The organism is Eggerthella sp. BIOML-A1 (assembly GCF_009875595.1).
Taxonomy (GTDB): domain Bacteria; phylum Actinomycetota; class Coriobacteriia; order Coriobacteriales; family Eggerthellaceae; genus Eggerthella; species Eggerthella lenta.
Genome location: NZ_WWRZ01000007.1, coordinates 93392 through 106523, shown reverse-complemented (window position 1 = coordinate 106523; position 13132 = coordinate 93392). Strand labels below are relative to the sequence as shown.

At 63.8% G+C, this 13132-nt stretch carries 10 protein-coding genes; 4 read left to right on the top strand and 6 right to left on the bottom strand.

From position 1 onward, the window contains the following. Positions 1 to 27 precede the first annotated feature (27 nt). The 3 genes from GT590_RS10550 to hdcA form a co-directional block, all read right to left on the bottom strand. Positions 28 to 933 (bottom strand): DUF368 domain-containing protein, encoded by a 906-nt coding sequence (locus tag GT590_RS10550; protein ID WP_086415056.1) that lies wholly within the window; start codon positions 931 to 933, stop codon positions 28 to 30. A gap of 236 nt (positions 934 to 1169) precedes the next feature. Continuing rightward, complete coding sequence (locus GT590_RS10545) at positions 1170 to 2669, bottom strand: basic amino acid/polyamine antiporter (protein ID WP_161171079.1); 1500 nt, start codon at positions 2667 to 2669, stop codon at positions 1170 to 1172. Between the two features lie 76 nt (positions 2670 to 2745). After that, positions 2746 to 3699, bottom strand: a complete 954-nt coding sequence (gene hdcA, locus GT590_RS10540; protein WP_114538399.1) for a histidine decarboxylase, pyruvoyl type — start codon at positions 3697 to 3699, stop codon at positions 2746 to 2748. Positions 3700 to 3930: 231 nt separating this feature from the next. On the opposite strand from hdcA, the gene GT590_RS10535 reads away from it, so the two are divergent. The 3 genes from GT590_RS10535 (at position 3931) to GT590_RS10525 (ending at position 6426) form a co-directional block, all read left to right on the top strand. Then, positions 3931 to 4485 carry a TetR/AcrR family transcriptional regulator gene (locus GT590_RS10535; protein ID WP_009609388.1) on the top strand — a complete coding sequence of 185 codons (555 nt, stop codon included), beginning with the start codon at positions 3931 to 3933 and terminating at the stop codon, positions 4483 to 4485. Positions 4486 to 4613: 128 nt separating this feature from the next. Continuing rightward, positions 4614 to 5447 (top strand): 4Fe-4S dicluster domain-containing protein, encoded by an 834-nt coding sequence (locus GT590_RS10530; RefSeq protein ID WP_227111434.1) that lies wholly within the window; start codon positions 4614 to 4616, stop codon positions 5445 to 5447. A gap of 199 nt (positions 5448 to 5646) precedes the next feature. Beyond that, entirely contained in the window at positions 5647 to 6426 is a 780-nt protein-coding gene (locus GT590_RS10525; protein ID WP_009609417.1) for a MerR family transcriptional regulator, read from the top strand. A 111-nt stretch (positions 6427 to 6537) separates the two neighbouring features. Here the strand turns inward: GT590_RS10525 and GT590_RS10520 are convergent, their stop codons facing one another. The 3 genes from GT590_RS10520 to GT590_RS10510 form a co-directional block, all read right to left on the bottom strand. Next, positions 6538 to 7557, bottom strand: a complete 1020-nt coding sequence (locus tag GT590_RS10520; RefSeq protein ID WP_009609370.1) for a YhcG family protein — start codon at positions 7555 to 7557, stop codon at positions 6538 to 6540. 105 nt (positions 7558 to 7662) lie between these two features. Further along, positions 7663 to 9177: an ATP-binding protein gene (locus tag GT590_RS10515; RefSeq protein WP_009306622.1), complete on the bottom strand. Its 1515-nt coding sequence runs from the start codon at positions 9175 to 9177 to the stop codon at positions 7663 to 7665. 119 nt (positions 9178 to 9296) lie between these two features. After that, positions 9297 to 10898 (bottom strand): VWA-like domain-containing protein, encoded by a 1602-nt coding sequence (locus GT590_RS10510; protein ID WP_009306621.1) that lies wholly within the window; start codon positions 10896 to 10898, stop codon positions 9297 to 9299. Between the two features lie 148 nt (positions 10899 to 11046). Between GT590_RS10510 and GT590_RS10505 the strand changes: the two genes are divergently transcribed. Further along, entirely contained in the window at positions 11047 to 13029 is a 1983-nt protein-coding gene (locus GT590_RS10505; RefSeq protein WP_009609452.1) for a leucine-rich repeat protein, read from the top strand. Positions 13030 to 13132 lie beyond the last annotated feature (103 nt).

Here is a 13132-nt window from a genome sequence, read left to right as displayed (position 1 = left end):
GCTGTCCGATGCGGGCGTCGTAGCGCGTTAGCCCTCGGCGGGTTCCTCCAAGCGCGACCTGAGCAGCTGGAGCCCGCCGACCACGGCGCCGCCGATGAGGAAGAACGCGATGCTGAACGTGTCGAGGCTCATGGCCGGCTGCGGCTCGCTCAGCGTGAGCGGCCCTTGCGTGATGGAGAACAGCGACCCCAGCATCATGCCGATGATGGCGTAGATGGTCTGCGAGCGGAAGCGCTCGAGGCACATTCTGATGAGTCGGACGAACAGAAGCATGCCGCATGCGATGCCCGCCGCGAACACCATCAGGATAGGCAGGTAGGACAGATCGAGCCCCATCGTCGCGCGCACCGCACCCATGATGGGCACGTACAGCCCGAAGATCAGCAGCAGCGTGGAGCCCGATATGCCCGGCAGCACCATTGCGGAGATGGCCGCCATCGCCGCCAGGAACACGTACGCCACCAGGCCGAGGTCGAGGCTCTTCGCCGCAACGTCGATGCCCTCTCCGCTCACGGGGCTCAGCAGCGTCACTGCCACGACGAATGCGACGCCCACGACGGCGAACGCGAGGTACGGCAGCCGTTTACGCAATGCGTCCAGCTCCTCGCGCACGACGATGGGGATGGCGAACACGATGAATCCCATGAACAGCGAGCTGACCTCGTAGATGTGCGTATCGAAGAAACTGGTCAGCACGAGCGCCGACAGCCCGAACCCGATCGCCCAACCTGCGCCCAGCTTCAGCAGGAAGCGCACGGCTGCGAAGCGCGCAGCCCTCGCGCCGTGGAACAGGTCGTCCAGCGAGCCGATGAACCGGTCGTAAAAGCCCAGCAGGAAGGCGACGGTACCGCCCGACACCCCGGGCACGCTGTCGGCCAGGGCCATGCAGAACCCGCGGACGGAGTTGACGATGAGTTCGGTAAAGCCCTTCACGGATGACTCCCTTTCGGTTTCCAATGTGAACAGCATGGCGTATTCGCAGGGGAATCCTCGGGTCGTACACCGATCGATGGAGGATATTCAGACCGCTTAAGATTCGGTAAAGCCCGTGTAAAGGGAAGGTAAAGCCGCAGCGTTTTCGACGAATCGGGTCTGATGTGCAAGACGACCAAAAAAGCCCGGGGCCGAAAGCGGCCTCGGGCTTCGCGACGATCGCAATCGTGCGCGCTCTAGATATGTATGTTTCCGAACGTGATGACCGAGTAGATAAGGCCGGCGATGCCGAGCGCCAGCACCACGGCCAGGATGACCTTGTCCGACCGCTTCTCGAACAGCTTCGCCTGTCGGTCGTGCTGGCGCACGCCCACGATGTACAGCGGCAGGCCGATGGCGTACACGATGCAGGCCACCATGAGGTAGTTCAGGCCGGCCGCGTAGATAAGCCACAGTCCGTACAGCGAACCGGCCGCGCCCGTGAACACGGCCATGCCGCGGCTGGCGAAGATGCCGGACGGGTACTCCTTCTTGACGGCGATCTTGAACAGGAACATCGTGCAGAAGAAGTAGCACGGAAGCGCCATGACGCTGGTGATGCTGATCATCGTGGTCCAGGCGTTGTTGCCTATGAAGAACGAGATGATGAGCACCACCTGCACGACGATAGTGGTCCACAGAAGGGATGTGGACGGCGAGCCGTTCTTGTTCTCCTTCACGAACATTTTGGGGAAGATGCCGCTTTTGGAGGCGGCCAGCGGCATCTCGCCCAGCATGAGCATCCAGACGAGCCAGGAGCTCAGCACCGAGACGATCACGCCGGCGTTCACCATGATCTCGCCCCATTTTCCGAACGACTTCAGCATGATGGCCGCCATAGACGGGTCGGCCATGCTGCCGACTTCCGCTTGCGAGTACACGCCGAGGGGCAGAAGCGACACGACGATGTAGAGCGCCAGCGTGACGAGGAAGCCGATGGTGGTTGCTTTGCGCACTGCAGCCTGCGATTTCGCCTTGCCCGATACGACCACGGCGCCCTCGATGCCCAGGAACAGCCACAGCGTGACCAGCATCGTGGACGAAACCTGAGGCATGACGTTGCTGAAGTCCAAGGTCAATGCCACGCCGTCTTTCATGCCCCAGAAGCCTTCCATGAACACCGAGAACTTGAACACGGTGGCAACGGCCAGGATGAAGATGATCACGGGCAGCAGCTTGCCGATGGTGCCGATGATGTTCAGGAAGCTCGTGGACTTCGCGCCGCGCAGGGCCAGCAGGTACATGATCCACGTGATGATGGAGCCGCCGATGATGGACGGAATGTTATTGCCGCCCGTGAAGTCGGGCACGAAGTAGTTCAGCGTGGCCATGACGAGCACTGAGTAGGCAACAAGCGCGAAGCAGTTGCAAATCCAGTAGCCGTACGCCACGAAGAAACCGATCAGCTTGCCGAAGCCTTTCTCGGCGTACGTGTACAGGCCGTTCGTGAGCTCGGGTCGCGCGGCCGACAGGATGCGGAACGTGTTCGCGATGAACCAGATGCCGATGCCGGTGACGACCCAGGCGATGATGATGGCTCCTGCGGAGGCGTCTGCGGCCATGTTCTGGGGGAGGTTGTAGATGCCTCCGCCGATCATGGCGCTGATGACGATGCCTACCAGGCCGATCAGGCCAACTTTTTTCGAGCTGTCCTGGGCTGATGATCCGCCGGAACCGGAAGCGGTTTTGTCTGCCATGTTTCCAGTCCTTGTCTAAACGTGATCGAGCCGCCCGGGGGTTGCCTGGACGGCTCGATCAGGGGGATACCGTCGGTTACGCGATGTCCGTGAGCGGCTCGAAGTCCATTTGCTTGAGCCAGTCGGACAGGTGCAGGTCGTTGAGCGAGGCGAATCCGGTAGCGGGCACGGCGTTGCGGGCCAGCGTGACGTAGGGACCCACCGTGATGGCGTTGCCGATCTCGCCCGGCTTCATCATGCGGTGAGCGAAGCCCACGTAGGTGCGGTCGAACAGCACGTTCTGGTCGCGGCCGCACTCGACGACGGACCAGACGATAGCTTTGCGATGCTGCTCGAGGAACGCGATCATGTCCTCTTCGTTGTCGTTCTCGGTCCACACGCCGGCATCCTCGATGAACAGGTCGGCCGCGAAGTCGCGATCGGCGGAAAGGGAGATGGCGATGAAGGACCACACGCCGTAGCCTTCGCCCTCCTTGAGCGGGCGGTCGGTCTTCGGGCGGTAGGCGACGACGCCCTTGTTCGCGCAGATGGTGTGCGCGCCCGGAATGGGATGGTAGCGGCGGTTCTGCTCGGTGCCGAACAGCTCCACGCCTGCGCTCAGCAGCGGGGCGGCGTCGTACACTTCCAGCTCGCGGCCGTTCCACTGCTTCTCGGTGAACAGCGGCTTGCTCTTGCCGTTGTCGACCGAGTCGTGGCGGGCGAGGTCGTAGCCCCACACCTGGCCGGCCATGCCGCAGAACGACGAGGCGGTCAGCATGTTGATCTGGCCGACGTACGCATCGGCGGCCTCGGCCTTGTCGTACGTGACGATGCGGTCGACCAGCTCGTCGTTGGTCTTCTCCACCGTGCCTGCCGAAACCTTCAGCACGGACACGTAGCCGTTGCCGTAGGCGCCGGGCATGCCGTATCCGTCGCAGTAGTCGTCGTACGGACTGATGGCCGTCTTGTCGATATGCGGCGCGCGCATGGTTGCATGGTGGTTTGCCTCGCGAGCGATAGTGCGGTTGCGTCGCTCCTCAACGTTCTTCATGGATGGAACTCCTTTCGTATGCGAACGATTTCAGCGCCGATTGTAGGACCCCTCGTGCGTGTGGAATTTCGCAGGGGGGTTTCGATGGCGAGCCGTGCTTTGCCCGACGATGCGCCGTCACGAAGATGAAAGGAAGGTGTTGCCGGGATTCGTCGCATCTCTTGACGGTGCTGTTGACATACCGTATATTACAAACGTTATATAACGGTTGTAATATACGGGAGGGTGAGGATGCCGGAGCAGAAAGTGGGGCGCGAGACGGTGCTCGATGCTGCACTGGGCTTGCTGCGAGAGAGGGGAGAAACGGCGCTGAGCGCACGGACGGTGGCCGAGCGGGCGGGCTGCTCGGTGCAGCCGATCTACAGCTTGTTCGGCGACATGCGAGGACTCGTGCACGCACTGTACGACCATGCGCGCGCGTGGGTCGCGGCGTACAACCGCGAGCATGTGGACGACGGCCGTAATGCGTTCGAGGCGAATGGGTTGTCGCATCTGCGCCTTGCGCGCACGGAGCGTCATTTGTTCCAATTCCTGTACCTATCTCCGCACATGGAGGCGACGAGCTTCGCGGAAGTGTACGAGAGCGTGGCCATCAACGGCGTGCAGCAATGCATCGAGGAGCTGGGGCATCTGTCGCCCGCGGCGGCGCGCGCGCTGTACCTGCACATGATCGTGTACACCCACGGTATGGCGGCCATGCTGGTTGCGGGCGCGCAATTTTCCGACGAGGAACTGGGCGAACGCTTGAACGAGGCCTTCACGGGTCTGCTGACGTTGGTGAGATGAGGGAAACCATGGAGGAGTCGGAGAGAAGTTGTGCGAGCGATGCTTCACGTGAAGCATCGGGTGTTTCAGAACGTATGTTGCATGATGCCGCCTCGGCCGAGACGCGAGCGGGGGAGCCGAATGGTCCGATGCGAGGCGGGCGAGGACGTGTAGCCGCGCGGTCGGCCGACGAGGTGCGCGGGTCGGCAGCGCGCTCGGCCGACGAGGTACGTGCGCGGCGCGAACGGGGAAGGAAGCGGCAGAACGCGCGGAGGCTGGCCCTGCTCGTGTCGTTTCTGCTGTTCCCGGTCATCATCTTCTACTTCTCGCCGGCGCTGATCATCGAGGGCGCCTTGGAAGGGGCGGTGGCTGCCAGCATGCTCGTGTTCTGCCTGCAGTTCTTGTCGGCTATCGTGCTGCGTCGCGCGTGGTGCGGGTGGTTGTGCCCGGCGGGCGGCCTGCAGGAGCTTGAGGCGACCGCCGTAGGCAAGCCCGCGAAACTGGGGTGGAGGGCGCGCGTCAAGTATGTGATCTGGGTGCCGTGGGTGTGCTCCATCGTAGCGTGCGCATGGATCGCCGGTGGTTTCACGACGGTCGACCCGTTGTACGGCATACCGGGCGGCGTGTCTATGAACAGCCCTTTGGGATTGCCTATCTATTTCGGCATCGTGGCGCTGTTCTTCGTTCCCAATCTGCTCTTGGGGCGTCGCGCCATGTGCCACTGCATCTGCTGGATGGCGCCGTTCATGGTATTGGGCGAGAAACTGGGTTCGGCGCTGCGGGTTCCGCAACTGCGCATCGAGGCCGATCCGAATGGCTGCATCGGCTGCGGGAAGTGCGACCGCGCGTGTCCGATGAGCCTGCCGGTGCAAGACCTCCTGGCCGGCGGTGCCGTCGCCGACGCCGAATGCATCCAGTGCGCCGCCTGTGCCGACGTATGTCCCAAGGGCGTGCTGCGTCTGCGCATGGGCCGCATGCGGTAAGCGAGCCCGAATCGGAATGTATCACGTGAAACATTAGTACTGTTTGTCCACTTCGATCAGCGCATGCCCTTCTTTCGAATAACGTCTGGCGAGGGGAGCGCCGCGCAACCTCAATCCGGTCGAAAAAAATTGCACGCGTCTGTTGACCCTCACGTAACGTGAGGGTGTACGCTGGTTGCACGCAGGAAAGGAGGCGCGCATGGAACGGGAACGGACGGGCGTCGGGTACACGGTGCACGAGTTGGCCGAGCTGTCGGGATGCACGGTGCGCACGCTGCATCATTACGACGATCTGGGGCTGGTGCCCGCGCAGCGCGCCAACAACGGGTACCGGCGCTACGGCGCGGCCGAAGTCGACCGGCTGCATCAGGTGCTGCTGTACCGGGAATGCGGCATGCCGCTTGCTGCCATCGGGCGTTTGCTGGACGACCCCGCGTTCGATGCGCGCGACGCGCTGGCCGGCCACCTGCGCGAGCTGCATGCGCGCAAGCGGCGATTGGACGGATTGATCGCGAGCGTGGAGAAGACGCTCGCCTGTATGGAAGGTTCTGCAACCATGGAAGACGAAGAGAAGTTCGAGGCGTTCAAGCAAGGCCTCGTGGACGAGAACGAGCAGCGCTACGGCAAGGAGGTGCGCGAGCGTTGGGGCGACGATGCGGCCGATGCGAGCAACGCGAAGCTCATGGGCATGAGCGTCGAGCAGTACCGCCGAACCCAGGAGTTGGAGCAGGGCGTCAAGGATGCGCTGGTGGCAGCGATGGCCGCGGGCGACCCGACGGGCGAGGACGCGCACCGCGCGGCCGACCTGCACCGCCAATGGCTGTGCAAATTCTGGAAAGACGGAACGTATTCGAAGGCCGCGCACCTCGGCCTAGCCGAGATGTACGTGGCCGACGACCGCTTCAAGGCCTACTACGAGGCCGTCGCCCCCGGTGCTGCGGAATTCCTCCGCGACGCCATCAAGGCGTACTGCGCATAGGAACGTGCGCCCCGTCGCCATTCGCGGCGGCGGGGCGGCATCTTCGCTCGTAAAACACGCCTCGGCTCCCAACGCGTGTTTTACGAGCGAAGATGCTTCGCCGGAGCGTGGTTATTCTTCTTCGCTTGCGAGCAGGCAGGTTGCTTCTAAGGCTTGCGACAGCTCCTCCTCGGTTGGCAGGCAGAGCACGTACTGCGATGCGAAGATCCCCTTCTTATCGGCGAGGACGGAATACTTGGCTACCGCCTCGTTGCGATTCGCGCAGAGGACGATGCCGATGGTTGGATTGTCGTCAGGCTGGGTGCATTGGTCGTCGAACAGGCGAACGTAGAAGTCCATCTGCCCGACATCCTGGGGCGTGAGCTTCCCGGTTTTCAGGTCGATCAGGACGAAGCATTTGAGGACGTAGTGATAGAACACGAGGTCGATGTAGTAGTGGTCGCCATCGGCGCTGACTCGCTGCTGGCGCGCGACGAACGAGAACCCCTTCCCCAACTCCAATAGAAATTGCTGGAGTTTGTCCATGAGCGCTTGCTCTAAATCCGTTTCCAGGTAGTTCGAGTTGCCGTTCAGATCGAGGAAGTCGAGCACGTAGGGGTCTTTGAGGATGCCGTCGGCTTTAGTTGGCGGCTCGAGGTTCTGGATCTCTTGTCGAACCTCGTCTTTTCCTTCTGCGCGAGTGGCCAAAAGCCGTTCGTAGTAGAACGAGTGGATCTGCCGGTCGAGTTGTCGTACCGTCCAGCGCTCTTCGACGGCGGAGCGCACGTAGAAGTCGCGACGGACGGGATCATCTATGCGTATGATCAGGCGATAATGAGACCAACTCAATTCCGCACACAGTGTGTGCGGAATTGGGAAAGCTTGATAGAATTGCCGCATAGCTTGAAGATTTCGTTCCGTGAACCCCTTTCCGAATTCGGCTGTCAGCCGTTCGGACAGGTATTCCATCAGATGCTGGCCGTATTCGGCGCGGTCGCCCTGCGCTTCGACGATTTGCCGGCCGATCTCCCAATATGCGGAAACCATCGCGTCGTTGACTGCCGCCGCCGCTTTCGTGCGCGCGGTTTCGAGTGCGGTGCGAACCGATTGATAGACGGCTTCGTCCGGGGAAGGATCGTAGATCTGCGCCATGGACAGCCTCCTTTCGAGAAGGCGGCTGTCCTTTGCGGGAAAGTTAGGGTAGCACCCAACCAGTGAATACGATGCGCTTCATTATACAGAACATCAGTTCGTTTATCAAGCCTCGTCTTCCGTCAGATCCAATCGGTTGATGCGGTCGGCCAGGTCGGCGCCGCGTTCGTAGAACAGGAGGTCTTCGTTGTGAGCGAAGTAGCGCTCGCAGCCGTGGTCGTTGATGAAGGCCATGCCGTAGCGGTTCACGGACAGGTCGGTGACCAGCAGCAGCATCTCCTGGCCATTGCGGAACGCGTCCTCCACGAAGCGGAAGGCGTTGTCCAAAGCGCTCGACACGGCCGCGATGCGCGCGTCCAGCGCATCGACCATTTCCCCGAACAAAGCTTTCACCTGCGAGAACGGCACCCCGCCGCCCGCAGCGTCGCAGCGCAGCGCGCGGTCGATCAGCGCAAGCGCGCGCTGGTAGGCCACGTACTTCTCGTCCGACAGCAGGCCCGCTTTGCGCTCGGTGTCCAAGCGTGCTTGGAGCGAGGCGGCTTCTTCGCGCAGGAGGGGCAGCGCGTTCGCGTCGTCGACGGTCAGCGCATCCCGCATCGCCGCCAGCCGTCCGTGCGCGAACTCCACCGCGCGCTCTTCCATCACGGCGTCGCGCAACCGTCCGCCCAAGGCGTCCGTGATCAGTCCCATGAGCGATACCCGTTCGTCGAACGCCGCCTCGCGGGCGCGTTCGACCACGCTCTGTTCCGCGGAGCCTTCCAGTATGCGTTCGATCTGGTAGTCGGCGCGGTACTTCGTGAACAGGTCGTAGTACACGCTGAAGCGCTTCGCAATCTCACCGTTCTGCACGTACTGGCCGATCAGCAGCTCGTCCACCGGGATGTCCTGCTCCTCGTACAGCTTCATCATGGCGGAGAGGTCGTCCCAGCCGCGCGCCGTGACGAACGACTTGCCGTCCACGGTGGTCTCCACGCGGTAGAAGTGATCGCGCTCGATGTCGAGGTACGTGAGCACGGCGGGGTGCACGCCCGTCTCCACGGCGAAGTCGCGCCAGGCGGCGAAATCAGGCTCCACGTCGATGCGCTTGAGGCGGTCCCAGGTGGCGATGTCGAAATCGTGCGCCGTGCGGTTGTACTCGGGCGGGTTGCCGGCCGTAACCACGATCCATCCGTCAGGCACGCGGTGGCGTCCGAAGATCTTGTACTGCAAAAACTGCAGCATCGCGGGCGTCAGCGTTTCCGACACGCAGTTGATCTCGTCGAGGAACAGGATGCCCTCGTGCTTGCCGGTGGCCTCCATCGCGTCGTACACGGCGGCGATGATCTCGCTCATCGTGTATTCGGACACGTCGTATTCCACGCCGTCGTACGTCTTCTTCGCGATGAACGGCAAGCCGAGCGCGCTTTGGCGCGTGTGGTGCGTCATCGAATACGACACGAACCCCACGTCGAGGTCCTGGGCGATCTGCTCCATGATGGCCGTCTTCCCGATGCCGGGCGCGCCCAGCAGGAACACGGGGCGCTGCCGTTCGGTGGGCAGACGGTAGTTGCCGAACTCGTCCTTCGAAAAGTACGCCAGCATGGCGTTTTTGATCTGCTGCTTTGCCTGACGGATGTCCATGATTCCTCCTGACGGCTTTCCGTGGCGGCCGCCTAGCCGCTCACCCCCTCGTCGCTTTCGCACACGACCCGGCCGCTCGGCCGGGAAATGTGTTTGCGAACAATTCACCGGATTGTTCGCTAGCTCAAGCTCCTCGGCGCTTCGTGGCTATGCGACTCGCCACGGAAACCCTGTTCCTCCATTGCTGACATTTCTTCCAATACGACGGTTTCGTCGAGCTCCACTTTCATGGCCCACGCAGGGACGTTCGGACTCGCGGCGGCCGAGGCGTCGTCGACGAAGACGAACGCGGTGTCGTAATCGGGCTTGCGGGCGGGATAGGTTCCCTGCCCGTCGGTGAAGTAGATGAGGCCGCCCAGGTTCACGAGGTCGCCGCGCTCCACGGCGTCGTCCACGTAGGCGAACACGGGGCGGAAGTCCGTGCCGCCCAATCCTTTGATCTCGAGGCCGTCCAGGTAGTCGTCCAGATCGCGCAGGTTCGAGATGCGCGCGACGTCCGTGATGGCGGCGTCGCATTGCACGATGAGCACGTTCATGTCGGCGAAGAAGCTGGTCTCTTGGCTGAGGATGGCGTACGTCTTCTCGATGAAACGGCGCACGAGGCCGTCCTTGGTGGAGGCCGAGGTGTCGATGGCGATGACGAAGTCGCGGATGCGCCGCTCTTCCACGTATTCCAACGGCTCGATGAGCGGGAGGTTGCCGTAGCGCTTGAGCCCGTAGCAGTAATAAACGTAGTCGAACTCGTCGTCGTTCACGCGGATCTGCTCGCCCATCCGGGCGAACTTGCGCAGGAACTCGCGATAGTCCTGCTTCTCGCGCGTCACGGCGCGCAGGTTCATGGCAAGGTTCGCGCCCTCGACGCCCCACAGCTTCGCGTAGGCGTCAAGCTGCACGCCCATCTCGTAGGCCGCGCTCTTCCACTGCTCCTTGGACCGATCTAGGTTCACCGTGTCGGCGAAGCGGTCGTCGATGGAGCGTCCTACCTGTTCGGGAGCCTCTTTCTGCACGATGTCGTCCTGGCTGACCGCCTGGTGCGACTTGTGGTTCGGCTTCGCCTGGTCGGCATCGGACGGCATCTCCATGTCGGTTCCGCTCGTGGCGGATTGGGCCGACGCGGCTCCGTCCTGCGCGTCCGCCCCCTCATCGCGTTCGCCCTCTTCCGAATTCGTTTTGCGGGCCTCCTCTGCGGCTGCGAGGCGGTACCAGGGCTCATGGTCGTCCATGTAGAACGGTGCGCGCAGATCGGCCAGCTCGGCATCGTCGAGCCCCTCATCCTGCAGGTACCGGTACACGGTTTCTGCGGTTGCCAGCGGCAGCGCCGCGTCGATGCGCGCGAGGGTCGCGCGCTGGCGCTCGGCGCGAGCGGTGCGGGTGGCGGGCAGGTCGAGTTCGGAGATGGTGCGTTCCACGACGATGTCGCATGCGGCGTCCCAGCGCGCAACGTCCACGTGCGGGCCGGGGTAGAGGTGCAGGAACACGTTGTGCAGCACGATGTGCAGATAGGCGCGAGTGAGTTCGGCCGGTTCCGCGGCGTAGAGGCGCGCGAGCGTTGCGGGGTCGAAGCGGATGTGAAGGCCGTCAGTGGCCAGCGTGGCATCGCGCACGGGGAAAGGGCGCAGGCGCGCGAACGCAGCGTTCATGAAGCGCAGGTTCACGAGCAGCGCGTTTTTCGCAAGGTCGAGCGCTTGGCGGGCAAGCGGCTCGACGGCTTCGACGGCCATGATGCTCCTTTGAACGAATGTGCGTGCGCGAAGCGCGTGCTTGCTTCGCGGCGGCTCTTGCCTTCGTCGCTTCCCGCAGTGTAGCATGGGGGAAGCCAAGGGTAAACAGGCTCGTTGCCGAGAGGTTTTTGGGAGGTAGCACAATACTATGATGGAGAACACGCTGGTCTATCATGGTGCTCATGCGCCGATCGAAGAATTGCTTGATCATGCGATCAAGAATCCGGTGCGCCTCGACGCGCGCGATGTGGAGGTTGTCGAGGCTGCGCGGGCGGTGGAGGGCGAAGTGTGGTCTCCGCAGCTTCCGGCTTATCGGGCCTGGGCTGCCGAAGGGGAAGCCGGCGACGTCGCGGGCGGTGCGGGTCGCGAGGGGGATCTGTATTCCGCAGGCGCGCTGTGGATGGGCGAGTTCGACGAGCTGCTTGCCCAGGCGGCCGAACGCGATGCCGCCGACGCGCAGGAGACGCCGCGCGCTCGTATGGAGGAAGGGCTCCGCGGAGCCGTGGGGGTGCGGCAGGTGCCCGGCGGATATGCCCTGACCGCGTTCGATCTGCGGAGATTCGCTGCGGCGGTGGGGCAGAGCGACGATTTGGCGGTTCTGCTGCCCGCGTACGTGGACGGGATCCCCGTGGTGCGCGTGGCCGTGGAAGCGTTCGCGCGCCGCTTCGTGCAGGGCGTGGGGGTGCTGCTTCTGGTGGTGCCCGACACGGTGGAGCATATCGCTGCGAACGCGTTCGCAGCGATGTCGGCGCAGCGGATCCATATCGGGCGCGGCGTAAGCCAGCTAGGAGAGCAGCGCTGCGATTTGGCGGGAGTCTCGCCGCGGTTGGCGCGCCGGGAGTATTCGGTGGATGCCGGAAACGCGCGCTATCTGGCGCGCGAGGGCAACCTGTTTTCGGACGGCGGACGGGAGCTCGTGTTCTTGGCCTCTCCGTACGGCGAGCGCGTGAGCCTGCCCGATGGGGTGGAGCGCGTGGCTTCGTCGGCGTTTGCGGACGGTTGCGAGCCCCCTGCGGTGGTGGACTGCTCGGCGGCGCTTGCGCGCGTTGACTCTCGCAGCTGGGACGACGCGGTCTGGCGCTGCCCGGTCGAGGCTCCCGCGTACCGCGCGCTTCGCAAGCGCGGCGTCCGTCTGGCGGGGCCGGCAGCCGTCGAGTTGGAAGGATGCTGGTACGACTTCGACGCGGAGGGCGCGGTGCTGGTAGCGGGGCCGCCGAAGCCGATATCGGTGTCGCGGCGCTTCGCCGAGCAGGCTGCGGTGCGCGCCGTGGCCGTGCGCGGCAAAGACGAGGTTGCAGACGATGCCGACGTCTGCGCGCTTTCGCCCGCTGCGGCGGCTGCCGAGGCGGCCACGGAGTTCGCGGCCTCGGGGGAAGCGGGCTCCACCGTGGGTTACGTGTCGGCCAGCGCGAGCGACGTGCTGGCGCTTCCGCGACAGGTGGAAGGGCGGCCGCTCGTGCGCATCGGCGTAAGGGCCCTGCCGTTCGCGCCGGCCTCGGTGGTGGTACCCGAAACCGTGCGCATCATCGAACGCGACAACGCATGCCGCGGCACGAAGCGCCTGATCCTTCCCGAAGGGCTGGTTTCCATCGGCGCGCACTGCTTCTGGTCGCGTAAGCTGGAGGGGCCCGTGCTTATCCCGGCGAGCGTGCGCTCGGTCGGGGAGGGCAGCTTCGAGTACGCGGTGTGCCGCCTGTCGCACGTGGGGGCGATCGTGCACGTGTCGGCCGATCAGCTGCTCACCTGCTTTCTGACGGACGCCTCCGACGGCGTTCCGTTCGACTTCGGGCGCTACGACGAGCTTCTGCGGTCGGGGAAAAACCTGCCCGATCGTTTGGGCGCGCTGCTGCACCGGCTGGCCGTACCCTACCGGCTCGCCGACGACATGCGCTCGGTTCTGGTGTCGCACCTGCGGGGCTACGGGCGCGAGGCCCAGGAGCGCATCGCGCGCGAGGGAGATCGGAACATGGTGGAAGCTCTGGTCAAGGCCGGTTTTATCGACGATGCCTCGTTCGATCGGCAGATCGAGCTTTTGCGCGCTTGCAACCGCACCGACTGCGTGGCGTACCTCATGGAGCATCATCGCGCCCAGGCCAAGCCGACGAGCGCGAAGGAGCGGTTCGCGCTGTGAGCCACGGCGCGTAACGCGCGTCGGAAAGGCGTGGACCCTGCGCTAGGTTTAAGCGGTTTGAGCGACTGGGCGAATCCGCTTCGGCGGCGCGCCCTCGCGCTGC

What these genes read in the sequence shown, in the direction of transcription:
- GT590_RS10535 (WP_009609388.1), top strand. Translation starts at nt 3,931, where the DNA reads ATGCCGGAGCAGAAAGTGGGGCGCGAGACGGTGCTCGATGCTGCACTG.
- hdcA (WP_114538399.1), bottom strand. Translation starts at nt 3,699, where the DNA reads ATGAAGAACGTTGAGGAGCGACGCAACCGCACTATCGCTCGCGAGGCA.
- GT590_RS10515 (WP_009306622.1), bottom strand. Translation starts at nt 9,177, where the DNA reads ATGGACATCCGTCAGGCAAAGCAGCAGATCAAAAACGCCATGCTGGCG.
- GT590_RS10505 (WP_009609452.1), top strand. Translation starts at nt 11,047, where the DNA reads ATGATGGAGAACACGCTGGTCTATCATGGTGCTCATGCGCCGATCGAA.
- GT590_RS10530 (WP_227111434.1), top strand. Translation starts at nt 4,614, where the DNA reads ATGCGAGGCGGGCGAGGACGTGTAGCCGCGCGGTCGGCCGACGAGGTG.
- GT590_RS10525 (WP_009609417.1), top strand. Translation starts at nt 5,647, where the DNA reads ATGGAACGGGAACGGACGGGCGTCGGGTACACGGTGCACGAGTTGGCC.
- GT590_RS10520 (WP_009609370.1), bottom strand. Translation starts at nt 7,557, where the DNA reads ATGGCGCAGATCTACGATCCTTCCCCGGACGAAGCCGTCTATCAATCG.
- GT590_RS10510 (WP_009306621.1), bottom strand. Translation starts at nt 10,898, where the DNA reads ATGGCCGTCGAAGCCGTCGAGCCGCTTGCCCGCCAAGCGCTCGACCTT.
- GT590_RS10545 (WP_161171079.1), bottom strand. Translation starts at nt 2,669, where the DNA reads ATGGCAGACAAAACCGCTTCCGGTTCCGGCGGATCATCAGCCCAGGAC.